General features: G+C 54.9%; 24 protein-coding genes. 15 read left to right on the top strand and 9 right to left on the bottom strand.

The genetic code is table 11. The features are described from left to right. The first annotated feature begins 2 nt into the window (after nucleotides 1–2). Together flgA and flgH are read left to right on the top strand one after the other, a co-directional pair. The gene (gene flgA, locus PUV47_RS10955) at nucleotides 3–971 is read left to right on the top strand and encodes a flagellar basal body P-ring formation chaperone FlgA (protein ID WP_274218601.1); all 969 of its coding nucleotides are present in this window, start codon (nucleotides 3–5) and stop codon (nucleotides 969–971) included. After that, on the top strand, nucleotides 968–1711 hold the full coding sequence (gene flgH / locus PUV47_RS10950; protein WP_274218600.1) for a flagellar basal body L-ring protein FlgH: 744 nt from the start codon (nucleotides 968–970) through the stop codon (nucleotides 1709–1711). Before flgA ends, flgH begins: the two co-directional genes overlap by 4 nt. Before the next feature lie 226 nt (nucleotides 1712–1937). Here the strand turns inward: flgH and dksA are convergent, their stop codons facing one another. Together dksA and PUV47_RS10940 are read right to left on the bottom strand one after the other, a co-directional pair. Next, on the bottom strand, nucleotides 1938–2354 hold the full coding sequence (gene dksA / locus PUV47_RS10945) for an RNA polymerase-binding protein DksA (protein ID WP_274218599.1): 417 nt from the start codon (nucleotides 2352–2354) through the stop codon (nucleotides 1938–1940). A gap of 161 nt (nucleotides 2355–2515) precedes the next feature. Continuing rightward, on the bottom strand, nucleotides 2516–2953 hold the full coding sequence (locus PUV47_RS10940) for a flagellar assembly protein FliX (RefSeq protein WP_274218598.1): 438 nt from the start codon (nucleotides 2951–2953) through the stop codon (nucleotides 2516–2518). Between the two features lie 258 nt (nucleotides 2954–3211). On the opposite strand from PUV47_RS10940, the gene PUV47_RS10935 reads away from it, so the two are divergent. From PUV47_RS10935 to PUV47_RS10920, 4 genes are all read left to right on the top strand, one after another. Further along, the gene (locus tag PUV47_RS10935; protein WP_274218597.1) at nucleotides 3212–4306 is read left to right on the top strand and encodes a flagellar basal body P-ring protein FlgI; all 1095 of its coding nucleotides are present in this window, start codon (nucleotides 3212–3214) and stop codon (nucleotides 4304–4306) included. Then, on the top strand, nucleotides 4306–4608 hold the full coding sequence (locus tag PUV47_RS10930; protein ID WP_274218596.1) for a rod-binding protein: 303 nt from the start codon (nucleotides 4306–4308) through the stop codon (nucleotides 4606–4608). Before PUV47_RS10935 ends, PUV47_RS10930 begins: the two co-directional genes overlap by 1 nt. Beyond that, nucleotides 4609–5097: a hypothetical protein gene (locus tag PUV47_RS10925; protein ID WP_274218595.1), complete on the top strand. Its 489-nt coding sequence runs from the start codon at nucleotides 4609–4611 to the stop codon at nucleotides 5095–5097. Nucleotides 5098–5227: 130 nt separating this feature from the next. Further along, nucleotides 5228–5776: a hypothetical protein gene (locus PUV47_RS10920; protein ID WP_274218594.1), complete on the top strand. Its 549-nt coding sequence runs from the start codon at nucleotides 5228–5230 to the stop codon at nucleotides 5774–5776. A gap of 128 nt (nucleotides 5777–5904) precedes the next feature. Here PUV47_RS10920 and PUV47_RS10915 read toward each other — a convergent pair whose 3' ends face one another. Together PUV47_RS10915 and PUV47_RS10910 are read right to left on the bottom strand one after the other, a co-directional pair. Further along, entirely contained in the window at nucleotides 5905–7068 is a 1164-nt protein-coding gene (locus PUV47_RS10915; protein ID WP_274218593.1) for a flagellin, read from the bottom strand. Nucleotides 7069–7421: 353 nt separating this feature from the next. After that, on the bottom strand, nucleotides 7422–8585 hold the full coding sequence (locus PUV47_RS10910) for a flagellin (protein ID WP_274218592.1): 1164 nt from the start codon (nucleotides 8583–8585) through the stop codon (nucleotides 7422–7424). 356 nt (nucleotides 8586–8941) lie between these two features. Here PUV47_RS10910 and flbT point away from each other — a divergent pair, with 356 nt between their 5' ends. Both flbT and flaF read left to right on the top strand, forming a co-directional pair. Beyond that, nucleotides 8942–9352, top strand: a complete 411-nt coding sequence (gene flbT, locus PUV47_RS10905) for a flagellar biosynthesis repressor FlbT (protein ID WP_274218591.1) — start codon at nucleotides 8942–8944, stop codon at nucleotides 9350–9352. Beyond that, nucleotides 9318–9707, top strand: coding sequence for a flagellar biosynthesis regulator FlaF (flaF, locus tag PUV47_RS10900; protein WP_274218590.1), 390 nt, complete (start codon nucleotides 9318–9320; stop codon nucleotides 9705–9707). Before flbT ends, flaF begins: the two co-directional genes overlap by 35 nt. Before the next feature lie 101 nt (nucleotides 9708–9808). On the opposite strand, the gene PUV47_RS10895 is transcribed toward flaF, so the two are convergent. The 3 genes from PUV47_RS10895 to PUV47_RS10885 are packed head-to-tail and all read right to left on the bottom strand — an operon-like array spanning nucleotide 9809 to nucleotide 14940. After that, entirely contained in the window at nucleotides 9809–11344 is a 1536-nt protein-coding gene (locus tag PUV47_RS10895; protein WP_274218589.1) for a hypothetical protein, read from the bottom strand. A 1-nt stretch (nucleotide 11345) separates the two neighbouring features. Then, on the bottom strand, nucleotides 11346–13211 hold the full coding sequence (flgK, locus tag PUV47_RS10890; protein WP_274218588.1) for a flagellar hook-associated protein FlgK: 1866 nt from the start codon (nucleotides 13209–13211) through the stop codon (nucleotides 11346–11348). 58 nt (nucleotides 13212–13269) lie between these two features. After that, nucleotides 13270–14940, bottom strand: coding sequence for a flagellar hook protein FlgE (locus PUV47_RS10885; RefSeq protein ID WP_274218587.1), 1671 nt, complete (start codon nucleotides 14938–14940; stop codon nucleotides 13270–13272). Nucleotides 14941–15245: 305 nt separating this feature from the next. On the opposite strand from PUV47_RS10885, the gene PUV47_RS10880 reads away from it, so the two are divergent. Next, nucleotides 15246–16085 (top strand): AAA family ATPase, encoded by an 840-nt coding sequence (locus tag PUV47_RS10880; RefSeq protein ID WP_274218586.1) that lies wholly within the window; start codon nucleotides 15246–15248, stop codon nucleotides 16083–16085. 6 nt (nucleotides 16086–16091) lie between these two features. After that, nucleotides 16092–16679, top strand: a complete 588-nt coding sequence (locus PUV47_RS10875) for a hypothetical protein (protein WP_274218585.1) — start codon at nucleotides 16092–16094, stop codon at nucleotides 16677–16679. On the opposite strand, the gene PUV47_RS10870 is transcribed toward PUV47_RS10875, so the two are convergent. Then, nucleotides 16676–17980: an NAD(P)/FAD-dependent oxidoreductase gene (locus PUV47_RS10870; protein ID WP_274218584.1), complete on the bottom strand. Its 1305-nt coding sequence runs from the start codon at nucleotides 17978–17980 to the stop codon at nucleotides 16676–16678. The genes PUV47_RS10875 and PUV47_RS10870 overlap by 4 nt on opposite strands. A 285-nt stretch (nucleotides 17981–18265) precedes the next feature. Between PUV47_RS10870 and PUV47_RS10865 the strand changes: the two genes are divergently transcribed. The 5 genes from PUV47_RS10865 (at nucleotide 18266) to PUV47_RS10845 (ending at nucleotide 24358) form a co-directional block, all read left to right on the top strand. Continuing rightward, a complete protein-coding gene (locus PUV47_RS10865; RefSeq protein ID WP_274218583.1) occupies nucleotides 18266–18793 on the top strand; it encodes a SixA phosphatase family protein in 528 nt (175 codons plus the stop codon). 60 nt (nucleotides 18794–18853) lie between these two features. Further along, nucleotides 18854–20338: a YcjX family protein gene (locus PUV47_RS10860; RefSeq protein WP_425313753.1), complete on the top strand. Its 1485-nt coding sequence runs from the start codon at nucleotides 18854–18856 to the stop codon at nucleotides 20336–20338. Beyond that, nucleotides 20335–21390, top strand: a complete 1056-nt coding sequence (locus PUV47_RS10855; protein WP_274218581.1) for a YcjF family protein — start codon at nucleotides 20335–20337, stop codon at nucleotides 21388–21390. Before PUV47_RS10860 ends, PUV47_RS10855 begins: the two co-directional genes overlap by 4 nt. Before the next feature lie 84 nt (nucleotides 21391–21474). Next, nucleotides 21475–22650 carry a vWA domain-containing protein gene (locus PUV47_RS10850; protein WP_274218580.1) on the top strand — a complete coding sequence of 392 codons (1176 nt, stop codon included), beginning with the start codon at nucleotides 21475–21477 and terminating at the stop codon, nucleotides 22648–22650. Nucleotides 22651–22771: 121 nt separating this feature from the next. Next, nucleotides 22772–24358, top strand: coding sequence for a DUF3011 domain-containing protein (locus PUV47_RS10845; RefSeq protein WP_274218579.1), 1587 nt, complete (start codon nucleotides 22772–22774; stop codon nucleotides 24356–24358). Here PUV47_RS10845 and PUV47_RS10840 read toward each other — a convergent pair whose 3' ends face one another. Further along, complete coding sequence (locus PUV47_RS10840; RefSeq protein ID WP_274218578.1) at nucleotides 24359–25144, bottom strand: AraC family transcriptional regulator; 786 nt, start codon at nucleotides 25142–25144, stop codon at nucleotides 24359–24361. It lies immediately after the preceding gene. Nucleotides 25145–25183: the final 39 nt, after the last annotated feature.

The following is a 25183-nucleotide window of genomic DNA, read 5'->3' as shown; positions in this document are numbered from 1 at the left end:
TCATGACCCGCAGTCTGATCCTTGCTTTCTCACTTCTTTTGGGGCTGACGACCATCGCGGCGGCTGCGCCCGTGCTGCGCTCCCACGTGATCGTGAGTGGCCCGATCGTGACAATCGGCGACTTTTATGAGGACGCTGGAGAGTTCGCCCAAACGGCAATCTTCAGGGCACCTGACCATGGCAAGACCGGTGAAGTTCCAGCAAGACTGATCGCGCGTCAGGCCCAGGACGCCGGCTTCTGGGAAGCCGCTACAAATGGCCTTGAAGTCGTGACAGTGCACCGCGCTTCCGTTGAAATGACAGGTGCCATGATCTCCAAGCTGGTGAAGGGCAAAATGGCCGATCGCCTTCTGGGAGATGACAACGACATCGAGCTGCGGTGGAACACCCCACTGCCAGCGGGCATTCATGGCGATGCAGGCGTTGCCAACCCAATTTCGTTGACCCACCTCAACTGGGCCCAGTCAAACGGCCAGTTCCGCGCCACGTTCTCAGTGGTGCGCGATGGCCGCGCCCAGACGTTCGCTCTGGATGGCCAGGCCAACATTATGGTGGAAGTGACCACACTGGCTCGCCGTGTAAAACGGGGCGACATCATCAGCAGCAACGATCTGCGCATTGAACGGGTACCCGCACAGCGCATGGCCCGCCGCGCCGCCCTTGATGCAACTCAAGCCGTTGGTCAGGCTGCCCGCCGCTCGCTGCGCGCAGGTACGATCCTGACCGAGAACGACATTACCGCCCCGCTTCTTGTCAAGCGCGGTGAGAACATCATGGTCACCTACGCCATCCCCGGCATGCAACTCACCACCATTGGCCGCGCAAATGCAGATGGCGCAATGGGAGACATTATCGAAATCAAGAACATGCGTTCCAACAAGGTTGTCCTTGGCACCGTGACCGGCTCTGGCCGCGCCCACGTTTCCAACCTCGGCCAATCCGTTGCGAGCCTGAATGAGGCCCGCCCATGAAGACCGGCGCAAAGATCGTAACCCTTACCCTGATTGCCGCCATGACAGCAGGCTGCACCGCCGCAGACAGACTGTCTCAGGTCGGCAAGGAACCACCGCTCACCGCCATTCAGGACCCGCGCACGACGCCGGGATACCGCCCGGTGCAGATGCCGATGCCAACACCTGAGCCGGAGCACTACAATGCCAATTCACTGTGGCGCTCAGGCAACCGTGCCTTCTTTCAGGATCAGCGCGCAAAACGGGTTGGCGACATCGTGACCGTGGTCGTGACCATCGAAGATGAGGCGGAGTTCGACAACTCCTCGCAGCATTCCAGAAGCGACACCTCGAATGTGGGCGCAGGCGGCGCACTGGGCACAGCAATCGATACGCTGGCCCTTCCTGCAAGCGCCACCTCCTCAGCCCTCGCCTCGGTTGACAGCAGCGCAAACTTCAACGGCTCCGGCTCCATAGACCGCAAGGAAGAGCTGAAGACCACCGTTGCCGCCGTCGTTACGCAAGTTCTGCCAAACGGCAATCTGGTGATCGAAGGGCGACAGGAAGTGCGCGTGAACTACGAAGTTCGTGAACTGATCGTGGCAGGCGTGGCACGCCCGCAGGACATTCAGTCCAACAACACCATTGATTCAAAGAAGATCGCGGAGGCCCGTATTGGATACGGCGGCCGCGGACAGATCAGCGCGGTTCAACAGCCACGCTATGGCAGTCAGGTTCTGGATATCGTCCTGCCGTTCTAGCCATAAGTTTCGCCGTAAGGCTCCCCAGCCCAAAACGGCCGACGGGTACGGTGTTTTGCTCCCCAGCACACCGTGCCCGTTCTTTTTTAGGGCACTAGCCCTCACCCAAGATATCGCAGGAGGAGAATTTCTTTGGCGGAGCTGCAGGCCAAAGAAAAAGGCAGATGCGGTTGAGATCTTTGTGACCCACCCAGCCATCTGCCGAAGTACAAACTGTAATTATCTATCAGTCGTCGCGATAAATTTTCTCGCGGCGTTCATGCGCTTCCTGCGCCTCAATGGATAGGGTCGCGATTGGGCGAGCATCCAAGCGACGAACGGAGATCGGCTCTCCGGTCTCTTCACAATACCCGTAGGACCCATCTTCAATACGAGCCAAAGCGGCATCGATCTTTGAGATCAGCTTGCGCTGACGATCACGTGCGCGAAGCTCGATGGAGCGATCCGTTTCTGAGGAAGCCCGATCCGCCAAATCCGGATGGTTCTGACTTTCTTCCTGCAGATTGTTGAGAGTCTCCATACTTTCCTTAAGGATGTCATCCTTCCAAGCCAGCAACTTCCGACGGAAGTACTCGACCTGGCGCTCGTTCATGAACTCCTCGTCCTCGGTGGGACGATAGTCAACTGCGATATCAACCGCCATTTGCAACTCCGGCTACCTGTATGGGCGGCTGGAATATAGCGGCGTCTAATGAAAACGACAACGCCAGATAACGGAGAATTGTTCTAATCTCCTAAATGTACGTAGGATTAGGCTGTACCCCAACGTGATATCCACATGTACATTATTGATTTTGCAGTGAATTACTCTGGAAATCGACCAAGTTTAGCCAGCTCGATTCTTGCTCGCAGCTCAATATCTTCGACTATTTGATCAAGACCAGCATCGCCACTTTTTACACGGTTTGACAGCTGGGAGACAATTTTCTCAAGCCGCTCTGGCGAGACACGCCCCTGCAGCAAATCAATCTTCAAAAGATCCAGTTCATCAAGCAGATCGAGACCATGCTTCATCGCCTTTCGCTTCCCGGTCATCGGGTCATCGACCTGCTGAAGCATCAAGAGCGCGTCCACATTGTGAATGCCGCTGGAATGAGCTGAGGATTGCGCAGACTGCGCCTCACTGCCCCCTTTTTCGACGGAAAACGAATTGGAGGACTTTTTAGGATCGTTCTTTGTTTTCTTAACTCCGGCAGTCGCAGAGAGGCCGGAGACAGGTGTCGTACGAATGAGCACAGTCATTTCCTCTCAAATGCACCAGTCAGATTCATTAGTTGGCCCTAAGGTGACGCGAACACGCCAACTGGGCAACTCTTGCCTCCTGACTTTTTGGAACCCGGCAATCGTTATCCACCCCATTCACCTGCAATGGGCATAAGGCGCAGATTCCCGAGCAAAACCGCTAATCTCAGTTTGGCACGCTTTTCGCTAATGAGTGACCGAGACGTTTCCGGAGCAGCATGCTCCAGCAAAAGCCAATTGGAAAGAGCACCGGACCCGATGCGACGCATTCTGTTGATCCTAGCCATGATCGTGACCCTTGCGCCTGCCCATGGCGCGTCGCGCATCAAGGATATTGCGGATTTTGAAGGCATTCGAGACAACCAACTGATCGGATACGGTCTCGTGGTCGGCCTCCAAGGCACTGGCGACTCCCTTAACAACGCCCCCTTCACCCGGCAAAGCCTGCAGGCCATGCTGGAACGTCTGGGCGTTAACACCAATGAAGTTGATCTGAACACGGACAACGTGGCTGCCGTTATGGTGACCGCCAACCTGCCTCCGTTCGCGACCCAGGGCACCCGAATTGATGTGTCGGTTAGCGCGCTTGGCGATTCAAGCAGCCTTCAAGGCGGCACGCTGCTCGTTACCCCGTTGATGGGTGCGGATGGCGAGGCCTATGCAATCGCGCAGGGGCCGGTCGCAATTGCGGGATTTCAGGCGCAAGGCGATGCCGCTTCGATTACCCGCGGCGTCCCAACCGCTGGCCGCATCGCCAATGGCGCGCTCGTGGAGCGTGAGGTAGAGTTCAAACTGGCAACCATGCGCGCCGTCCGCATTGCGCTGCGCAACCCGGACCTGACCACCGCCCGCCGCATTGCCATTGCCGTGAACGAACTGATCGGCCTTCCAACCGCAGAGCCGCTGGATCCGGGCACCGTGCAGTTGACGCTGCCCAGCAACTTCAATGGCAACATTGTTGACCTGCTGACTGACGTAGAGCAGCTGCTGGTGGAACCAGACCTGCCTGCAAAGATCGTTATTGATGAAAGCTCCGGCATCATCGTGATGGGCCAGCAGGTAAAGGTCTCTACCGTTGCAGTGGCACAGGGCAACCTGACAGTCACCATCTCGGAAAGCCCTGAAGTGGTTCAACCAAACCCATTTGCCAATGGCCAGACGGCCGTCCAGCCACGCACAGACCTACAAGTGACCGAGGACCAGAGCCAACTGGCCCTGGTCGACGAAACCATCACCCTGCAGGAGCTGGTGGACGGACTGAACGCGCTTGGCATCGGACCTCGGGACCTGATCTCAATCCTGCAGGCGATCAAAGCGTCCGGCGCCCTTCAGGCAGAAATCGAGGTGCTGTAATGAGCTTGATCAACACCGTCGCCGCAAACCCGGCTGGCGCCTACAGCAGCGCCCCGGCAGGCACCACACAAGAAGACGCAATCCGCAAGAAAGCGCAGGATTTCGAAGCCGTCTATCTGAACCAGCTCATGCAAACCATGTTCAACGGCGTAGAGTCTGGCGGCACGTTTGGCAACGGCCCGGGGGCCGATGCATGGAAATCCATGATGATCAATGAATACGCAGCCAGCATGGCGGCAAACGGCGGCATCGGACTTGCCGACTCCATCACCAAGCAACTGCTTGAGCTGCAAGAGATCTAAATGACAGATACCAACGATAAAGTACCGTTTATGTTTGACGCCAAAGCCATTACGACCCGCGAACAGGCCGAGGAGTTCTGCTCTCGCTTTGACGAAGCCCTCAACACCCTTGTGGAAGTCATTGACGAAGAAACGCAGATGCTCAAGCGCGGCGAGCTCTCTCAGCTGCCCGACCTGACCCCCCGCAAGACTGACGCGATCGAGAGCTACATGAGCGGGATTCGTGCCGCTAGCGCCAACGCCATCGCCCTCGGCAACCTGGCCCCAGAAGCCATCCAGGAGATGCGTGAACGTCACGGACGCCTGCGCCCTCTCCTGCAACAGAACCTCACAGTGGTCGCCACAGCACGCTCTGTGAGCGATCAGATTGTTGAAACCGTAGCAAAAGCAGTGGGTTCCCAACTGCAACCGCAGACCTACGGCTCCAATGCGACAGCTTCACGACCAAATAAAACCGCTAAAGGTTTGTCAGTTAATCAGTCACTTTAGACCAGTATTCCCAAATATACTTAAGGTTACTAATTCGTTAAAACTTTAGTAAAAGCAGCTTTCAATAATTCTTGGCTTTATCCCAAGTTTAGTGTATTATTTCCCCAAGTAATTTTCTGGAGTGCTGCAAATGATCGAAGCAATTAACCAAAGGCCAACGGCCTTCCAGTACGCGCTTGCGGCTCCGTCTACGGCGCCGCGTGCGGATCAGGATGCCGTCGGGACGGAACTGGACGCGGGACTGACTGTAACCGCTACGGAAGCCGGTGGAGAATCCGATACCGCAACTGACAAGAGCTATGCTTCTGATTCCCGCTCGGGCGCAACCGAGCAGGTAGAAAAGCGCCTTGTCCGTGAACGCGGCTACGACGAAGAGATTCGTGAATTCACGTACACCCTGAAGCAAGAGCCAAGCGGCGAAGTGATCTTTGAGATCCCAACAGAGACCGCCCGCAGGATCAGTACTTTCATTGATCAGCTGATTACTCTTCAGGAACAAGAAAAAGCACCGGAGATTGAGGCGGCCACAGTGCCTTCACTTGGCACTTCTTCTGAAGAAACCTCCCCTGAAGTTCAGGAAGAGGCCTCTGTAGAAGCAGCCGTTGACGCTCAGAATGCGCAGCGCGCAGCGCCACAGCAGACGGACCCACTCCGAACTGCCATTCAGGCTGCAGCCTAACACCTGACCAGCGAACAAGAGAAACGGGCTCAATGCCCGTTTTCTTTTTGCCATAAGAATTGAAACATAAAAAAAAGCGCACCTCGTTGAGGCGCGCTTTTTCTCTATCAGAAGATGTCGTCTCGAGCTTATCGGATAAGCTGGAGAACAGACTGGCTTGCCTGAGCTGCCAGCGACAGAGTGGAGGTTGCAAGCTGCTGCTGGGTCTGAAGCGCAGAAAGGTTCGCACCTTCCTTGTTCATGTCAGCAAGGGTCAGCTTACCAGCGCCCACTTCAAGGGTCTTGATCAGGTCAGCAGTGAAGTCCTGACGGTTTTCAACGATGGACAGGTTTGTACCGAAAGTAGAAGCCTGTGCACGCAGCGTGCTTGAAGCAGCAGTCAGTTCGTCAACTGCAGAGTTGATGCTGGAGTCAGACTGGAAGGTACCAGCGGTCGCATCAGCTACGGACTGATCCGCAACACCGGCACCATCAGCACCGCCACCACCGTTGTTGGTGTAGGTGAAGCTGAAGTTTTCATAGCCAGCCGCAACGGAGATACCTGTAGTTCCATCGTAGGTGACGGTAGAGTCCAGGTTGTCATCAAGGAAACCAACTAGGTCATCCACGGTGGTTGTGGCATCAATGGTCAGCGTAGAGGTCGTACCATCAACGTCGATCGCGAGCGTATCGGTATCTTCAAATGCGCCGAGAGATGCAAGCGTGGTGCTGCCATCAGTTGCACCAGTCACAGTCAGAGAAGCAGCAGAACCCTTTACGGACTCGGTCACTTCACCAACTGTCAGATCACCGCTGGTGAGATCTGTAAAGTCAACAGCGCCAATGTTCAGCTTGGAGGAACCATCTTCGTTGAACTTTACTTCAAGGTCGTTGCCGGTACCAGCAAGAAGGTTCTTACCTTTGTAACCGGAGTCCTTAGCGATGTCCTGAATCTGAGTACGCAGTTCGTTGAACTGCTTCTCGTAGGTTGCGCGCTCATTTGCGTTGTCGGTCTGCAGAGCCTGGTTGGCTTTCGCCTTCGCAGCGTCAATCAAATCCGAGATCGCACTGATACCGTTGTCAGCAGCTTCCAGCGTGGAAACACCCTGACCGATGTCGTCCTGCAGGTTGGACAGGTCACCAGCGCGGTTGTTCAGGCTTTCAGCAGTGAAGAAGGAGTTTGGGTTATCCAGCGCTGAGTTCACCTTGAAGCCTGTTGAGAGGCGTTCCTGGGTCTGAGAAATCAGGTTGGATGTAGACTGCAGAGTGCTCAGGTTGGAGCGTACGGCGGCCGTAAGAGTAACGTCAGACATTGCAATTCCCTTTCTAGGATACGTTCTGTCCGTTCTGGACATCGCCTCTTTCTGAGACGCACCTACGAAGCTGAATTGCAGATCTTAACAAAAGGTTAATTGATTAGATTGACTCAGCCAAAGAGACGGATAAAGCCCACATCGGCACAATCAAAGATTGAGTGTCTTATAGAATACACTTTTTAGATTAATTAAACGCACCTATTGCAGCGATCATGAATTGCTTTAATTTTTAGTTGCAATTTATTGGGGTATCACCCCACCAAAGGAGAATCATCACGCGGCGCACCAAAAACAAAAAGCGCGCCACAAGGGCGCGCTCTTCATGAATGTAAAAGGCCTGTGTCCGAAGCTTATCGAATAAGCTGGAGAACAGACTGGCTTGCCTGAGCTGCCAGAGACAGAGTGGAGGTTGCAAGCTGCTGCTGGGTCTGAAGCGCAGAAAGGTTCGCACCTTCCTTGTTCATGTCAGCAAGGGTCAGCTTACCAGCGCCCACTTCCAAGGTCTTGATCATCTCAGAGGTGAAGTCCTGACGGTTCTCAACGATGGACAGGTTCGTACCGAAGGTAGAAGCCTGTGCACGCAGCGTGCTGTTGGCAGAGTTCAACTCACCAATTGCAGCTTCGATACCTGCATCGGTCTGGAAGCTACCAGATGTCGCGTCAGAAACTGACTTATCCGCAACACCGGCACCATCAGCACCGCCACCACCGTTGTTGGTGTAGGTGAAGCTGAAGTTCTCATAGCCCTCTTCAACAGAAATACCTGTGGTTCCATCGTAGGTGACGGTCGAGTCCAGATTGTCATCAAGGAAACCGACTAGGTCGTCCACTGTGGTTTCGGAACTGATCGTCAGAGTAGCCTTGGTACCATTTACGTCGATTTCAAGCGTATCAGTGGCTTCAAACGCGGCGAGGGATTCAAGCGTGGTGCTGCCGTCAGTTGCGCCGGTAAGAGTCAGACTAGCGGAAGAACCCTTATCGGATTCTGTAAGCCCGGAAATCTTCATGTCACCGTTCTCGAGGTCAGTGTAGTCAACTGCGGAAATGTTCAGGTTCGAAGAACCATCTTCGTTGAACTTCACTTCAAGATCGTTGCCGGTACCAGCAAGAAGGTTCTTGCCTTTGTAGCCAGAGTCCTTAGCAAGATCGGTGATCTGCGTCCGCAGTTCGTTGAACTGCTTCTCGTAGGTCGCGCGCTCTTTTGCATCGTCGGTCTGCAGTGCCTGGTTGGCCTTCGCCTTTGCAGCATCAACCAGCTCAGAAATTGCAGAAATACCCTTATCAGCGGCTTCAAGCGTAGACACACCCTGACCAATGTCGTCCTGCAGATTGGAAAGATCGCCAGCGCGGTTGTTCAGGCTTTCAGCAGTGAAGAACGAGTTTGGATTGTCCAGCGCTGAGTTGACCTTATAGCCAGTGGAGAGGCGTTCCTGGGTCTGAGAAATCAGGTTGGACGTAGACTGAAGGGTGCTCAGGTTGGAGCGTACGGCTGCGGTAAGCGTAATATCAGACATAGTGTTTCCCTTTCTAGGATAAGTTTGCCCGTTCTGGGCGAGTCTCCATTCTGGAGACATAACTTGAGGTTGCGCCGCATTTATTAATGAAAGGTTAATTTTTTGCGGAATATGCATACTTAAGGTTGCGTATTTTTAATTGATGCACCCTACCTGTGTGCGTGACATATTCGACCAATGATAATGAAGGGGGATGCATTGCCGCTCCTGCGAGAATATGCTGCACACAAGGCACGTTATTGCCGCGGTATTCACCAAGGAAATTGAGGATAACGCTAGAGAAACTGGCCGAATTAACTTCTGTTAACTCTTAGGTTTCCTTTAAATCTCATACTCCGGAAAAAAGGGAGATAGTGGTGGCGCTCAAGGTCGAATTAAAGCCCGGTGAAAAGCTGATTATTGGTGAATCCATGATCACCAACGGTACACACCGTGCGCGCTTCTTCATTGAAGGATCTGCACCTATTCTCCGAGAAAAGGACATTCAGACCGTCGAAAGCGCTGATAGTCCAGCAAAGCGTATCTATCTGGCCGTCCAGATCATGTATCTGGAACAGAAGACCGAGTCTGTTAGCGATGAGTATTTCAAACTCGTCGGACAGATCATTGAAGCAGCCCCAAGTACGGTCCCTTATGTGACCGACATCAGCAAAGCGATAATTGCGGGTAATTATTATAAGGCCCTCAAGGAAGCCCGTAAGTTGATCGACTACGAAAGGACCCTTATCGGTCATGTATCAGCAAGCAACCCAAGCCTACCAGAATAGCGCAAAGAACACCGCTGATCCGAGAGAGCTTGAAGCGGAACTTCTTATGAAGGCGGCAGCACGGCTGACGCTGCTCAAGAATGACTGGGATAACTACTCCCGAGAAGATCGCAACGAAGTGCTGATCTTCAACCGGAAGCTATGGACTATCTTTACAACGGATGCGACAGCTGAAGAGAGTCCTTTGCCGCCGGAGATCAAGACCAACATTGGCAATCTGGGTGTGTTCATCATGCGCGAGACAATGAACATTCTTGCCAGACCGAACAAGGACAGCCTTGATACGCTGATCAACATCAATCGTGCCATTGCAGCAGGCTTGCGCGGCCAGACTGAGCCACCAGCGCAGCGCTGATCAAGAGCCGATTGGCATTTGCAGATACGCGTAAGGGCCGGAAAATCCGGCCCTTTTTTGTTTTTGTGAGGTCTTTACTGCCAACTGGGCAGAAAGAGCACCTAGAAGTAGTTGGAGAGAGACAAGCTCAGGAGCCGGGTCGTTACCGCGTAGCTGGTTTCCAGATTGGTCTGGATCTGCAGAAGCTCGGTCGCTGTCTGCTCCTTGTCAACGTTCTCGATGCCGCCAATCATCTGCTCGTAGGTCAGCTTCTTTTGGTCCAGTCGGTCAGAGGTGTTCTCCACGGTCTTGTAGGAAATGCTCATCTCTACAGCCACACTCTGGACCCCGGACTGCCGGTTGTCCGGCACGGAAAGGTCAGAGTCTGTGCGCTCTGAAAGCGCGCTGTAGTACTCGCGCGCAACCGCTTCAGGATCAGACCCGGAAGTCCCCGGCTGAAAGTCAGCAGCTACAAAAACGGCCATTCCCTGAAGAAGCTCTGCAAAACCACGCTCCTGCGCCGATGCGCCATACTCAACCTTGAGACCGTTGTCGATCAAGGCGAACTTTTCTGACCGCGCATCGCCTTCTGGGACATCCCCCTGGTACCATTCAAAAATCTGAGCGGAGCCATCTACGAGGGCTTCACCAGCCGCATCCGGCAAATAGGGAACCGCAGGATCTCGAGCACTATCATAGGTACCGAAGAACTCCGCCCCGGCTTGCTGATCAGAGACAGCCTTCAGATCGGTGTTGGCCGTATCGGAGAGTTCTGACTTCAGCGCAGCATCCAGATTTGCAGCCGTCTGATCGACATCCGCACCAATCTGGAACGTGCCCGGCTCGCCAGAAGCTTCGCTGGTGGCCGTCAGACTGATTTTCTTTGAGGTGCCATCAGGCAACGTTAGATCAAAGGTGACCGCATCACCCTCTAGCGGCTGCGCATTCAGCGTTGCAGACGCATCTGCCGGCGTCGCACCCGCTGCGGCACTATAGTTTGTTGAGATGGCCGCGCCTGTGGCTGACACGCCAGCAATCTTGAAACCAAAGTCGCCAGTGGAAAGCTCCGAAAGCGTAATCGTGGCCGTACCGCCACCAGAGGTGACAGCCGTATCAAGGCGCCCCTGCCCGCTTGGACCAAGATGCGCTGTCGAGAAGGCGTCCATGACCTGCTTCAGGCCCATCTTGGAGCCATCGCCTTCCATGATCTCATCAAAGGAAGCAACAGGGCTGCCTTTGGCATCCCCGCCACCGTAGAGATAGTAACCACTCACATCAGTGTTCAGCAGCGACACCACTTCGCGCATGGCAATTTCTGCCGTCGCCTGTGAGGTCGTTTGCCCGTCAGTGGTCATCACGTAGCTGTTCGGATCGATGGCTGAGACGGCCTCGCGGCGCAGCTCCTCCATCCGCTCCAAGGTCGTGTTCAAGGTCTTCAGATGGATGGAGGCTATGTCGCCGCTGGTCTGATAGGCCTCGATACGTCCAACCTCAGACTTCAAAGAGAGGTTCAGGTGGCGCTGCTCGCCCAAACCGCCATAGGTCTGAGAAACCTTGCCAGAGACCAGCTGCGTGGACTTGGTTTCAAACTCGCGCTTTTGATTGACGATCAAGTCCGCGAGGAATGTGCTGTTTGAAGAAACCCCGAAAATGCTCATGTTAGCGTACCACCTGCATCAATTCATCAAACATGCTGTTGACCGCAGACAGCACGCGAGCATTTGCCGAATAGGCATTCTGCAGCTCAAGCAAGTTCACAAGCTGCTCGTCCACATCCACCTTGTAGCTCTGCTCATAGGCAAGTTTTGCCGTTGAAACCGCCGTCTCGGTTACATCAAGGCGGCGCTGAGCGGTGTCAGCTTGCGCACCTTGCGTGGAGATCACCTGACGGGTGAAATCGGCAATGGAGCCTTGGAAAGGCGACTGGCTGGCGCCAATGCCCGTCTCCGAGGAGAAGGTAAACTGAGTGGTGTTGAGCTGGTCGATCAGGTACTCGGCACGGGTACTATCCTGCGCACTGGAGCCACTGCCTCCGGCCTCCCCACCAAGAATGGACGGATCATCAGAAACAGCAGGATTGACCTTGATTGCCAGCGCATAGCCAGCCTTCTGACCACCGTTCTCAAGGGCACCAGTGTATGGCTTGCCCCCATCCCGGCCGTCAGTAAACACCGGCACAGCCAATCCAGGCTCAGATACATCGGTTTTTGCCGTGTACGAGGTCAGGCCTGTCATGGTTACGCCCGTAGACGCCGTATCCGTCAAGACCGTCAGCTCACCACCAGCATCAACTGAAACGGAAAACTTGGGGCCCAAAGCGTTTGAGATCTGGTCTTCAATGGATGCACCAGAGCCAGAGATATCAATTCCAAACACCAAATCGTCGGCACCAGCGGTGGCACTGCCGTCAAGTGGCAGCATCGACGGATCGCTCACCGCAACAAACGATACATCGCGGGTAAGCCCGCTTGCCGTGGTAAAACTCAGCTCGATCACATCGCCGGGCTGATCATACCCACTGACATCAGCTGCAAACCCTGTCTCCACAGGCGGGGTCGCGCCATCATCGGCCGCGTTTCCCCCATCGACATTGCGGGACAATGCCAAGGACATGGAATGGGCAATCTCATCAAGCTGCGTCTGCGCTTCCGGCAAAACCTCATCGCGCAGCGTCAGAAGGCCACCAATGGAGCCCCCTTGCATGTCGGCAGCGGACAGCTTCATCTCGGAACCATTGGGAGACACAACAGACAGCGGACCGCCCTCAACACCAGCAGTCAGATGCGCGGTACGCTCGAAGGAAAGCTGTGAGGCCTCGTCATCATAAAGCGTGTGGCCGGACTGAGTTGAAATGCGCAGGGCACCATCGGAGTCCTTGTGCACCTCAACGTCCATGTAGTTGGACAGATCTTTCAAGAGCATGTCCATCTGATCATCCAGCTCGGCGGTAGACTGACCTTCCGCCCGCGTTTCGATGATCCGTGTTTCCTGCGCCTCAATGCTCTTCAGGATCTCGTTGACGGACTGGACCTGATCGTAGGTCATGGAGTCCGCTTCGGCGCGCATGCCCTGCACCTGCTCTGAGGTGTTGTTCAACGTGAACGCTAACCCTTCGGCCGCAGAGACAACAGTCGCCTGTACAGACTGGGATGACGGATCGGCCGCCAGCTGGGTCAATGCATCTGTGAACTCAGTCACACGGTTGGGCAGGCTGGTGCTGTCATCCAGCGAACCGAACAGTGAGTCCAGACGGGCTGTATAGGTTGCAAGCGTCTTTGCAAAACCACCACCGCTGAGCTCGGACCAATAGGCATTTCGAAGGGTTTCATCAACTTGCCGCTTGACTTGTGTGGACATCACATAAGAGCTACCGGAGGTCTCATTCACCCCTTGCGTCCCGGGTAGAGACTTGGTGGTATAACCCTCGGTATTCGCGTTAGCGATGTTTGTGGATGTAACCTTTAGCTGAGAATTAATCAGGGACAGGCCTGAGGCGGCAGCATTCAAAGCAGAGGTCAAGCTCATATCATCCAACTCCAACAGATGGACGGCTGAGTTTCAGCCGCCCATGAGATTCAACCAGTTAACGCACGATATTTAGAACGGCGTCAAGCATTGTGTTCGCTGTAGACAACACTCGAGAGTTAGCCGAATAAGCCTGCTGAGTGATGATCAACTTAGAGAATTCCTTAGCAATATCGGCATTTGATGCCTCCAAAGCCTTTGCACGAATTGTCCCGCCATTTCTGAAGTCCGGCTCACCTGACGTCGGTGTTGCCGCAAATGCGGAGCCATCGATTCGCTGCAATTCCTGCTCAGCAGCGAAAGTTGCAATCGGCACGCGGTAAAGATCTTGGGACTTACTGTTGGAGTAATTGCCCGTGATCATACCGTCTGAGTTGATGGAGATGCCGACGAGTTCACCAGATGCATAACCATCCTGTTCAATGTCAACACTCGTCGCAAAACCTACCGTGTCATCATACTGAGTGAGGTTGCTTGTGCCGAAGTCCAGAATGATGTCGCCTGCTGACACGCCATTCACGTTGAGATCGGGAATGGTCATGTTGCCGTCAGCTGGAGAAACCATGCGGCCGGCGGCATCAAATGCCACATTGCCGACCTTGGACCAGGCGGTGTCATCACCTGTTGCACTTGGCGCGGAGTTATAGAACAGCGACCAGTTGTCTTCGCTATCCAGCGACCAGCGCATCTCAACGTTAATTGGCGTACCGTTGGTGTCGTACACGGTCACGGAGCCGCCAGAAATGGTGCTATCGATGAATGTGCTGTTATTCTTCGCAGCCACCTGAGTGGTATCTACCGGACCGCCGCCCACATTCGAGGTCGGGGTCTCAGAGATCGGCGTACCACCAAGCGGGTCACCCGTATTCTCGCCAATGGTCAAAGGAACACTGGTTGAGATTGTCAACTGCCCGGTGGCATCAATGTCTGCGGAGACACCGTTATACTGGTTCAGGTTATCAAGGAAGTCCTTGATGGTGGTGGTGGCATCAATGGTGAAGGTGCTGCTTGAGCCATCAACCGTAATGTCAAAAACGTCGTTCAGATCGAACGCAGCCACATCGACGAGATTGTCGTCAACGGAAAGCACATCACCGGTACCGTTTACGAGAGAAATAGAAGTATCGGTCTCTGTGGTCGCAAACACAGATGGATCAACAAACTTTGAGGACGGCACATCTGGATTGTAACGCTCAGTGGACGGCGTTGATGGGAGGTTGGCCTGATAGTCGATCTGCTCAGAAGGCTGCGCCGGCATTGGCTGATCAGAAATCCGTATGGGCTCGAACTTGTCTGCCACTGCGCCAGTAGTGGTATTTACCGGATAGCCTTGCAAATAATACCCTGAAGCATTGACGAGGTAACGGTCCTCATCCAGCTCAAAGTCTCCTGCGCGGGTGTACTTATAGCTAGGGCTCAAATTGGTGAGACCGTCAGCATCCGTCACCACGAAGTACCCACTGCCGTTGATGGCCATGTAGGTTTCCACGTCATAACTGCTCACGTCCCCTTGCTGAGTATTTGTAGCCCTAGAGGTCGCATAAACGGTGCCTGCAACCTGATCGGCCTGACGTGAACCGGTGCTGGAAACAAGATCACTAAAGCTCGTGTCTAGGCGCTTGTAGCCCGTGGTCGAGGAGTTCGCCACGTTACCAGAGATATTCTCCAACGCTTGCGACTGGGCATCAAGGCCCGTCGTAGCGGAGTTAATTGCTCCATAAATACTCATTTCATTCCCATTTCTCTTCGCGTCACCGCGCAATCCGATGCCAAGACTTGAGCAAATAGGATGCCAAACACCGATAATTAAAATCCTCTTTATTTTCAGCGCATTATCTATGATTAACAAAGGGTTAAGCCACAAATTAACCCTGCGCCCGGCAAAAAAGCCCCGAGGTGCGGCAAGTTTTGCCCACTCATTGAAACATAGCTCCAATGGCGAAGCTGGAAGGGATTGCCCATGATGTTGGGAGAGATTAGTCTTCCGTGCGAATTCGGGCAGAGCTAGTGCTCAGTGAGTGAAAAGGATTGTTCATGCGGTTTAACGGCACCTCAAACTACGTCGCCACAGAAGACCTACGCGTAGCGGTCAATGCAGCGATTGCGCTTGAACGCCCTCTTTTGGTCAAAGGCGAACCGGGGACCGGAAAAACTGTTCTGGCCCGCGAAATCGCTCAAAGCCTTGGAACTCCGCTGCTGGAATGGCACGTGAAGTCCACCACCAAAGCGCAGCAGGGCCTTTACGAATACGACGCAGTTTCCCGCCTTCGAGACAGTCAGCTTGGCGATGAACGGGTGAAAGACATCCGAAACTACATCAAGAAAGGCAAACTTTGGCAGGCCTTTGAGATGGATGCACGCCCGGTTCTGCTGATTGACGAGGTCGACAAGGCCGATATCGAGTTTCCAAACGATCTGCTTCAGGAGCTCGATCGGATGGAGTTCAACGTGTATGAAACCGGCGAAACCGTTACCGCAAAGCAGCGCCCAATTGTGATTATTACCTCGAACAACGAGAAAGATCTGCCGGACGCCTTCCTGCGTCGCTGCTTCTTCCATTTCATCAAGTTTCCAGATGCCGAAACCATGGCTGAGATCGTTGATGTGCACTTCGGCAAGATCAAAGATCGGCTTTTGAAAGAAGCACTAAGCACCTTTTACAATATGCGCGAGCTGCCGGGTCTGAAGAAGAAACCATCAACCTCCGAGCTCCTGGACTGGATCAAGCTGCTGCTCAACGAAGACATCGATGCGGAAACCCTTCACGAAGCGGATCAACGTAAAATCATCCCTCCGCTCCATGGGGCGCTGCTGAAGAACGAGCAGGACGTGCATCTCTTCGAGCGTCTCGCATTTCTGAACAGAGGCAAGTGACGCCCCATGCATTCGGGTTTGAAAGCTTGTATTGGAGCCGCCCTCGTATTTGGCGCGGCCCTTAGCCCCTTGGACAAGGCAAATGCTGCCGACCCAAGTGCTGAGGCCCTGCTCTACCGGCCAAGCACCGTACTTTCTGGCTGGAAACAGCAACTGGATGGCCTCCGGCACTACTCAGGCCTCGAGTGCCCTGACTCCGTCGGCGGGCTCCATCGCAGCGGCGTAACACCAGATATCGCTGATACCGGACCAGGCTGCAAATACTTGGGCGAGCAAGGAGTTGAGGCGGTTTTTCGCCAGCACAGGCCCTACCGTCTGGTAGACATTCAACGGACGTTTCTGGACGAATACGAAGGCAGCGGCTTCACTCTTGTAGACGGGCCGCAAAACAGCCTGACGTTCCAGACCGACTTGGAAGGTGCTGAAGCGACCATGGAAAGCCTCTGGGCATTTCAGGGCGAAGAGAGTGGTTACACACTCTGGTTTGCAGCTGATCGTAACTTCCTTGCCGAAGCAGATCGCACACTTAGGGCCTTCCAGAGGCTGGCCCACAATATTGAACAGAAGCGAGCTTCAAGCGCCGCGGCACGCTAACCTGCCCGCCCCGACCGAGCTTCCTCAAACCGATCCAACGCCTGCAAGCGGATGTATTCCGCCTGCACGGCCAGACGGCCAATGGAACCGCCCGCCCAAACCGGCCCGAACGCATTAAAAAGCCGCCAGGTATCATCTCCCTCGGCAATACCTTTGGCAACAACTTCGCCGCCCATGGCCGTTGTGCTGAGCCCATGGCCGCCGAACGCGGTCACCGCCCAAAGGCCCGGCTTCAGCTCGCCAATCAATGGCATTTTGGTCCGCGAGTATCCCATGAGGCCGGACCAGGCAAAGTCCACGCGAAAGTCTCCAAGCTGCGGATAGATCTGCAAGATCTGAGCTTTAAGCAACTCTGCCAGTCGCTTTGGTTCAGAGCGTCGGGTCGTTATGCGCCCACCCCACAGTAGCCGCTCTCCCCCCTCGACCGTACGGTAGTAGTCTCCGGCACGGCGTGTATCCGCAACACAGCCGCCAAAATCGACAGCATCTCGCAACCGCTCACCCAGAACTTCACTGGCGATCACATAGGTCGCGACCGGCTGCATGGTCCGATCCACCGGGTAGTAAGTCTGGTTCAAGACACCATACGCGCTGGTCGCCAGCACCACATGCTCGCAACTTACACAGCCATGGGCGGTATTGATGCGCCAACTTGCGCCGTTTCGCTTCAAGGAAAGGACGCGCGTCTCTTCATGGACGATCCCACCAAGGCGCAGAAACTTCTCTAGCAACACCTCCGCGTAGGCAAGAGGGTCCATGTGGAACGGTTCCGGGTTATGAAGGCCATGAAAATAACGGACAGTTTTCAGTTTGCTCTTGAGCTGCTCCGTCTCCCAAAAGTCCAGATCAACCCCATAATGCGTTGCCATCTTCTCCTGACGCCTTTTGAGCGCATCCGCACCTTTGTGCCGCTGCACCTTCAACCACCCGTGCCCCTCGATCAGGGTAGCCGCGCCCTCTCCCTCAAGTGTGCGGCGCACATAAGAGACGCCTTCCTGAGACAGCTTGTAGAGCTTTTTGGCATCCTCAAGGCCGACTGCGGCTTCGATTGCATCCATTCCCTCGGCGAAACCGGCAGAAACAAAACCTCCATTTCTACCAGAAGCGCCCCATCCAATCCTCTCAGCTTCAAGCAGGACGACTGAGCGGCCGCGTTTCAGAAGTTCAATACCAGCCGTCAGGCCCGCAAGACCTCCTCCTACGATGCCGATCTGGCTTTGAAACCCACCCACCAACTCTGGATGAATTCTCCGATCACCCAACTGGGCTGAATAGAAGGAACCAATGTGTTCTGAATGCACAATAAACACCGGAAATATATGATGAATTCAACTGAACTGTTCGTGCCACATTTGCTTCAGGGAAACAAGAAAAATCCATGAGGAAATCTCGTGTAACTGCTTTTGACAATGTCGGTTGGGCGGACGCACTCCCCGAAAATTGATTGAACATTGCTATTTGAAAATATGCAGGCGGCCTATACGATAAAATCCAAGAAAATCAGAGACTTATGTTGCATTGCAGCATAAACGTAACCCAAAAACCAAAAAGAACCGCATTGCACAATTTGAGTGGGAGGAACGAAAATGGTGCGCTTACTGCTTCTGCGGCATGCAAAATCAGATTGGTCCAACATCAGTCTTGCGGATCACGATCGTCCGCTGAACGATCGCGGCTGGCAGGCTGGGGAGATGATTGGCAGGCACATTGCTAAAAACGCCCTGTTCCCCCAGTTGGTGCTATGCTCAACGGCGCTGCGCACCCGGCAAACGCTAAGTTGTCTGCTCCAACACATGAATTGTGAAATGCGCATACAAATCATGCGCGATCTTTATGAGACAAGTGAAGCCGATTACGTCGATCTACTGACGGCTATGGGTGGCTCGGCAACGACCGTCATGATCATCGGCCACAACAACGCCATTCAGGATACGGCTTTAGAGCTGATTGGCAGTGGTGACATAGACCTTCGCCAGCAGCTGGAGGCCAAATACCCAACCGGGGCCCTTGCCGTGATTGACTTTGACGCACCGCGGTGGTCCTCCATCATGCCACGGACCGGGGAACTTCAAGCGTTCTTCCGCCCAAGATATCTGGAAGTTGTATCTTCCTAGACGTTGCATTGGACAATCCCACAGGTCTATGCGATTGCATTTCTCCGGGGACCACCCCACATGGTTCTCCGGAGATCTAATTTGAGCACATTCAACTCATTCCTAAGTGATACCCGCTCGGCGCTCGAAGGCTTGGCAGACAGCGCGGGAGATATGGTAACACCCAGTGTTCGACTGGGCGTGACAGGGCTGTCGCGCGCGGGCAAGACAGTTTTCATCTCAGCGCTGGTTCACAACCTGATCAAGGGCGGCCGCCTGCCGTTGTTTCCAGCCGCAGCAGATGGACGAATCGGGCGCGCCTACCTGCAACCTCAGCCAGACGATGCGGTACCGCGGTTTGACTACGAAACCCACGTGCGCACGCTGATTGAAAAGCGCCTCTGGCCCGACAGCACCTATCAGGTGTCAGAACTCCGGCTGACAATTGAGTACGAGTCCGCTTCCTACCTGCAGCGCAAGCTTGGGCGGGGAAAGCTGCATCTGGATATCGTAGACTACCCCGGCGAATGGCTGCTCGATCTTCCCCTCTTGAACCAGAGCTACCGTGAGTTCAGCGCAGCCGCCCTTGAGCGTGCACGCAAACACCCCAAGCTCGCGGGCCCGTTCCTTGATGTTCTTGCCACCATTGATCCAGAGAATGCTGAGGAAACAGCAGAACAGCAAGCCAGCAGCCTGTCAGAAGCCTTCAAGGTATACCTAGCCAATTGCCGAGAGGAAGAAAACGCCCTTTCCATGTTGCCGCCTGGGCGCTTCCTCATGCCTGGCGATATGGCAGGGTCCCCTGCTCTGACCTTCGCCCCGCTGGACCTTTCCGGCAATGGATCAAAGCCACGGCCCGGCACGCTTCACGCCATGATGGAGCGGCGCTACGATGCCTATAAGAAGCATGTCATCAAGCCGTTCTTCCAAAACCACTTTGCCAAGCTCGATCGGCAGATTGTTCTGGTTGACACCCTGCAAGCAATCAATGCCGGTTCTGACGCGGTCGAGGACTTGAACAAGGCCCTTAGCCAAATTCTGGGCGCGTTCAAGCCGGGCAAGGCAAGCTGGCTGTTCTCTATCCTCTCTCGCCGCATCGACAAGATCCTGTTTGCCGCAACCAAAGCCGACCATCTGCACAGTGATGACCATGACCGACTTCAGGGGCTGCTCAGGAAGCTCGTGGAAGATGCCATTACCCGCGCTGAATTTGCTGGTGCAGATGTAGATGTGCTGGCTTTGGCTTCTGTTCGAGCCACCCGTCAGGCCAGTGTCAACCACGACGGCGAGACCATACCGGCCTTGCTGGGCACACCGCTTCCCGGCGAATTTATTGAGGAAACCCGCTTTGATGGTGAAGAAGAAGCGGCCGTCTTCCCCGGCGACCTGCCAGACAATCCGGAAGACTTGCTCACGGAAGGAGCGGCCGAGACCGAGGCAGGTCTGCGCTTCATTCGGTTCCGCCCTCCCAAGCTGGAAAAAACGGCGGAAGGCATCACTCTGTCGCTGCCTCACATTCGGCTAGATCGCGCCCTTGAATTCCTCCTTGGAGACAAATTGGCATGAGCATGGATCCCCAGGACACGAGAAAAGGCCGCCGACGCGCACCAACCGCATTCAAGCTGAACGCAGAGAATGTACGGCTGGAAGATGCAATTGTTGAGGAACCGCTCCGTCACGAAGCCATGATCGTGCCGGATCAAGATGACACCTTCGACGACCGCCAAGCAATAGCGCCAGAACCGAAACCGCCCAAATCCCGCTGGGGACGCGTTTTGACCATTGGTGCAGGTGGCCTACTTTCCTTGGGCATCGGCCTTGCGATCGACAGCCTGATCCGCGATCTGTTTGCGCGCTATGAATGGCTTGGCTGGACCGGCGTAGCGCTCTTGGTACTCGCAAGTTTGGGCCTTGTAGGCTTCATCATTAAAGAATGGCGCGGCCTAAGCCGCCTCTCTCAAATCGACCACCTTCAAGACAAGCTCAAAGCCGCTGCTGAGAACAACAATGCCAAGGCCGCGACAAGTGCGCTGAATGAACTCATGTCGCTGTACGCCGACCGACCCGAGACCGCACACGGCCGAAAAACCTTGCAAGGCCACATGCAAGAAATCATCGACGGCCGCGATCTGGTTAAGCTGGCGGAAAGAGACCTGCTTGCGCCTCTTGATGCCCGCGCTACCAAGATTGTCATGGAGAGCGCGAAACGCGTTTCTGTCGTAACAGCCATCAGCCCTCGGGCCATCATTGATATTGGCATCGTGTTCTACGAAAACCTGCGCGTTGTCTCTCGCATATCCCGTCTTTATGGCGGACGCCCCGGGGTTCTTGGGTTCATGCGGCTAACCCGCCATGTTGCAACTCATCTGGCTGTCACAGGAGGTATGGCCGCAGGCGACCATTTTGTAGAACAGTTTATCGGTCAGGGCTTGGCTGCCCGTCTTTCTGCGCGTTTGGGCGAAGGGGTTGTGAACGGCTACCTCACCTCGCGCATCGGCGTTGCGGCCATTCAGACCTGCCGACCCAGTCCCTTCATTGCAACGAAAGGCCCGGCGCTGACCGACTTCATCTCGGAGATCATGCGCAGCTCAGAGAAAGCAAAACCCGACATTAAATAGCCACGGCCCAAAAGACTTCTTCTTTCGGTCAACCTGCTCAAACCGGCGTGGACACCGCCCACGCTGACGATTAAGCTTCCGCCCATGTTTATCGAGTTTTTTCAGGATCTGAAGGCAGCAGGCCTGCCAGTCTCACTGCGCGAATATCTGACGCTCATGGAAGCGCTGGATGCGGATCTCGCTGAGCGCCGGGTGGAAGATTTCTATTATCTGGCCCGCGCAACGCTGGTGAAGGACGAGGCGAACCTCGACAAGTTTGATCAGGTGTTCTCGCATCGCTTCAAAGGTCTCGACCTGATGAGCGACACGCCCATCACTGATCTGCCAGAAGAGTGGCTGAGGAAACTGACTGAAAAGCACCTCACCGAAGAGGAAAAGGCGATGATCGAGGCCATGGGCGGCTTTGAAAAGCTCATGGAAACCTTGAAACAACGTCTGGCGGAACAAAAGGATCGCCACCAAGGCGGTAACAAGTGGATCGGCACCGGGGGCACATCGCCCTTTGGCGCGTACGGATACAACCCCGAAGGCATTCGGATCGGGCAGGATGAAAGCCGACACCGGCGCGCCGTCAAGGTTTGGGACCGGCGCGAGTTCAAGGATCTCGATGACAGCGTGGAACTCGGCACACGCAACATCAAGGTGGCGCTGAAACGTCTGCGGAAGTTTGCCCGCCAAGGGGCTGCTGAAGAACTGGATCTGGACAACACCATCCGCTCGACAGCACACAAAGGCATCCTTGACATTCAGATGCGCCCAGAACGGCGTAACGCTGTAAAGGTGCTCCTGTTTTTCGATATCGGCGGCTCGATGGACGACCACATCAAGGTCTGCGAGGAGCTTTTCTCCGCCGCCCGCACCGAGTTCAAGGTGATGGAGTACTTTTACTTCCACAACTGCCTCTATGAGTTTGTCTGGAAGAACAACTCACGGCGCCAAACCGAACGCATTCCAACGATGGATATTCTTCACAAATATCCAAGCGACTATAAGGTTATTTTCGTTGGCGACGCCTCCATGGGGCCCTATGAGATCACCTATGCTGGAGGATCGGTGGAGCACTGGAATGAGGAAGCCGGCGCGGTGTGGATGTCCCGTGTGACAGACCTCTATCAGAAAGCGGTATGGCTCAACCCCGTGCCCCAGCACCATTGGAAATACACTAACTCAATCACGCTTCTTCAGCAGTTGATGTCAGATCGCATGTACCCGCTCACGCTGGAAGGCTTGGAAAACGCAATGAAAGAGCTCGCGCGTTAATCCACCAACTTGCACCCCCAACGCGAATGTGTTCAGCCACAGTTCATCTCGCTTCACTATAAAGGAGGCGATTTAAACGGGCATACCGCACAATGTGCGGCAACGGATCGGGGGATCACGTATGCAAGCGTCAAACAAGCGCGGCTTTGTCAAATGCGTGCTTTTGAGCGTATTCGCTTTCTCAGCAAGTCTAGCAGGTACAACAACCAGCCAAGCACAAAATGCGCTGCTGGATCAGGCATTGGTTCCAGCGCTCATTTTCAATGAATGCTTGGAGGAAACCGGCGGCCCAGTCAATTCGAAGCGCTTTACCGACTGCTTGACGCGCAAGGTGATTGGCGACCAGTCCACCTCCCCAACCGGCGACCCGACCCACCGCCCCTCTACAGCCACTGTGCGCGAACAATTTCGCGAAGTTGACCAGCGCGATCTGCTTACGTGTGAATCCGTTGACGGCAGAAAGCGGCTTTGCAAGCTGCATCCAACGCGCCGTCATCATGTTGCACTTGTTCGCCAGATCAGCGGCAGTCCCTGCCGTGCTGGGGCAACATGGGGTGTTGAAGCCAAAGGCGTATGGGTCGATCGCGGCTGCCGTGCCTTGTTCTATGTAGGCCGCCAACCAAGCAACTCGCCAAGCTATGAGCGTTGGTCAGACCATGCCGGCGACACTGGGCTCGTGCAACCTTTGCCAGACCGCGCCCCCGATGCAGTAGACGGCTGGAAGCGGTGTGCTCTAGAGTACCAAGTCTGCAAGGTGCCCTACCCAACACTGGTCCGCTTCGGTGCGGGCAACAAGTTCAATCAGCGACAGGTAAACTCAGAAATTGCCTGTACGGTGCGGCAGTTCGACAATCCAAATCCCAACCGTCAAAAGGCATGCTACTATTTGCCAAAGCGTGAGGATACCACATCAATTCCAGCTCCCAACCGCGCCCGTGTGGCCTCCGGCCCAGTGCGGCAGGCGCGCCTCGCGTGTGAGAGGCAAGCTTTCAACGTATTGTCCGCCACCCAAGGCATCAAGACCCAACGACAGGTCGCCCTGGGCGTGGGCTCCTTTACTCAGTCAGAGCTGAACAAAGAACCAGTTCTCAAGCTGCGAGATGGACGCTTGAGCGGCCGCGGCCTCTATCAGAAGGGCGCGAACTGGACACCGTTCACATTTACCTGCCTGCTGGGTGCGGATGGACAGACAGCCTTTAATTTCGACTATCAAGACAAGCGCAAGCAGTCAGTTCCCGCTCAGAGCTTGCCATTTATAGGCCAGTTCTCCAGCGAACCTGCGGCCCTGCGCAGTAATGATGGCCGCATGGAATGGCGCGTTGAGGAAAACAACAACCGGGCCTGGTTGGTTCATGGCGTAGCGGAAACAGACACTCGCGACTTCATGGCCATATGCAAAAAGGGGTCTGGGAAGGCACGCATCATCTTTGACGCTGCACCTGTTGGCCTGCAGGCCAAGGAAAAAGCCCTTATCACTGTGGCCACCAAAACACGTGCTGAAGACTACTCGGCAGCAGGCAACAAGGGAAACAATGAAGCAGGTCAGCCTCTGCCGCGCCTGGTGCTCAAGACAAGCGACCCGCTATGGCAGCAGTTGATCCGCGACAATGTTTTTTCCGTCAACGTTGCTGGTGCGCATGCCTACAATGTGAGCCTGCGCGGCAGTTCTGCCAAGGTACGTCAATTCCTGCGGGTGTGTGGTAGCTGATCAGGCGACCTCACCATTGAGATACTGGCCGGGGGTAACCGTGAAGGCTTTCTTGAACGCCGCGATAAACGCACTGGTTCCCTCGTAACCCAGCTCAAACGAAACATCGCTCACGGAAGCTCCATCTGAAAGGAGCTCCACAGCCTTCAGCAGGCGGGCCTGCCGACACCAACGTCCAAAGCTCATGCCCGTCTGCGCTTTGAAGCGACGCTCAAACGTGCGAGGCGAGAGAAAACACAGGTCCGCCGCCTCCTGAAGCACAGGCATCTCCTTAGGGTTGCTTGAAATGCGCTCGCATAGAGACCGAAGCCGCTCGGCTTTCGGAAGCGGCAACGCAAGCGGGGCGACAGGCTGAGCGCCGATCTGATCCACCAATACACGCGCGATGCGCCCTACGGGGCTATCTTCCTCATAATCACGCGGTGTGCTCATGAGAGCCATGATGAGCTGCTTGAACAACGGCGTGACCGAGATGACCGCCGTTCGATCCGGCAACTGAGCACACAGGTCTTCGCGTATGTATAACGTTCTGAACTCAGCCAACTTGGTGTTGGTCGTGCGATGAAAGATCCGAGGCGGCACCCAAACAGCCCGGTCCGGTGGCACGAAGAAACTGCGGTCCTCCAGATGCACCAATAACGAGCCTGAAAAGATATGTAACAGCTGCCCACGGTCATGATTGTGCATGGGTCGTGACATGGATGGCAGCATGTCTGCCGCATAAGCGATAACGGGGCTGCCGCTTTCCTCTTCCGGCTCTTCGAATATCTCTCGATGTACTTCCATCAACACCTTGGCGAACTCTCAACACTATTTGTCATAATT

Origin of the sequence: Pseudovibrio exalbescens (assembly GCF_028737195.1) — a bacterium.
In the GTDB taxonomy this organism is placed as follows: domain Bacteria; phylum Pseudomonadota; class Alphaproteobacteria; order Rhizobiales; family Stappiaceae; genus Pseudovibrio; species Pseudovibrio zosterae.
The sequence above is the reverse complement of the archived record's forward strand: the minus strand, read 5'-3'. Positions and strand labels throughout refer to the sequence as shown.

Coding starts and splice junctions, on each gene's coding strand:
- flgA (WP_274218601.1), top strand. CDS start 3: ATGACCCGCAGTCTGATCCTTGCTTTCTCACTTCTTTTGGGGCTGACG.
- flgH (WP_274218600.1), top strand. CDS start 968: ATGAAGACCGGCGCAAAGATCGTAACCCTTACCCTGATTGCCGCCATG.
- dksA (WP_274218599.1), bottom strand. CDS start 2,354: ATGGCGGTTGATATCGCAGTTGACTATCGTCCCACCGAGGACGAGGAG.
- PUV47_RS10940 (WP_274218598.1), bottom strand. CDS start 2,953: ATGACTGTGCTCATTCGTACGACACCTGTCTCCGGCCTCTCTGCGACT.
- PUV47_RS10935 (WP_274218597.1), top strand. CDS start 3,212: ATGCGACGCATTCTGTTGATCCTAGCCATGATCGTGACCCTTGCGCCT.
- PUV47_RS10930 (WP_274218596.1), top strand. CDS start 4,306: ATGAGCTTGATCAACACCGTCGCCGCAAACCCGGCTGGCGCCTACAGC.
- PUV47_RS10925 (WP_274218595.1), top strand. CDS start 4,609: ATGACAGATACCAACGATAAAGTACCGTTTATGTTTGACGCCAAAGCC.
- PUV47_RS10920 (WP_274218594.1), top strand. CDS start 5,228: ATGATCGAAGCAATTAACCAAAGGCCAACGGCCTTCCAGTACGCGCTT.
- PUV47_RS10915 (WP_274218593.1), bottom strand. CDS start 7,068: ATGTCTGACGTTACTCTTACGGCCGCCGTACGCTCCAACCTGAGCACT.
- PUV47_RS10910 (WP_274218592.1), bottom strand. CDS start 8,585: ATGTCTGATATTACGCTTACCGCAGCCGTACGCTCCAACCTGAGCACC.
- flaF (WP_274218590.1), top strand. CDS start 9,318: ATGTATCAGCAAGCAACCCAAGCCTACCAGAATAGCGCAAAGAACACC.
- PUV47_RS10895 (WP_274218589.1), bottom strand. CDS start 11,344: ATGAGCATTTTCGGGGTTTCTTCAAACAGCACATTCCTCGCGGACTTG.
- flgK (WP_274218588.1), bottom strand. CDS start 13,211: ATGAGCTTGACCTCTGCTTTGAATGCTGCCGCCTCAGGCCTGTCCCTG.
- PUV47_RS10885 (WP_274218587.1), bottom strand. CDS start 14,940: ATGAGTATTTATGGAGCAATTAACTCCGCTACGACGGGCCTTGATGCC.
- PUV47_RS10880 (WP_274218586.1), top strand. CDS start 15,246: ATGCGGTTTAACGGCACCTCAAACTACGTCGCCACAGAAGACCTACGC.
- PUV47_RS10875 (WP_274218585.1), top strand. CDS start 16,092: ATGCATTCGGGTTTGAAAGCTTGTATTGGAGCCGCCCTCGTATTTGGC.
- PUV47_RS10865 (WP_274218583.1), top strand. CDS start 18,266: ATGGTGCGCTTACTGCTTCTGCGGCATGCAAAATCAGATTGGTCCAAC.
- PUV47_RS10860 (WP_425313753.1), top strand. CDS start 18,854: ATGGTTCTCCGGAGATCTAATTTGAGCACATTCAACTCATTCCTAAGT.
- PUV47_RS10855 (WP_274218581.1), top strand. CDS start 20,335: ATGAGCATGGATCCCCAGGACACGAGAAAAGGCCGCCGACGCGCACCA.
- PUV47_RS10850 (WP_274218580.1), top strand. CDS start 21,475: ATGTTTATCGAGTTTTTTCAGGATCTGAAGGCAGCAGGCCTGCCAGTC.
- PUV47_RS10845 (WP_274218579.1), top strand. CDS start 22,772: ATGCAAGCGTCAAACAAGCGCGGCTTTGTCAAATGCGTGCTTTTGAGC.
- PUV47_RS10840 (WP_274218578.1), bottom strand. CDS start 25,144: ATGGAAGTACATCGAGAGATATTCGAAGAGCCGGAAGAGGAAAGCGGC.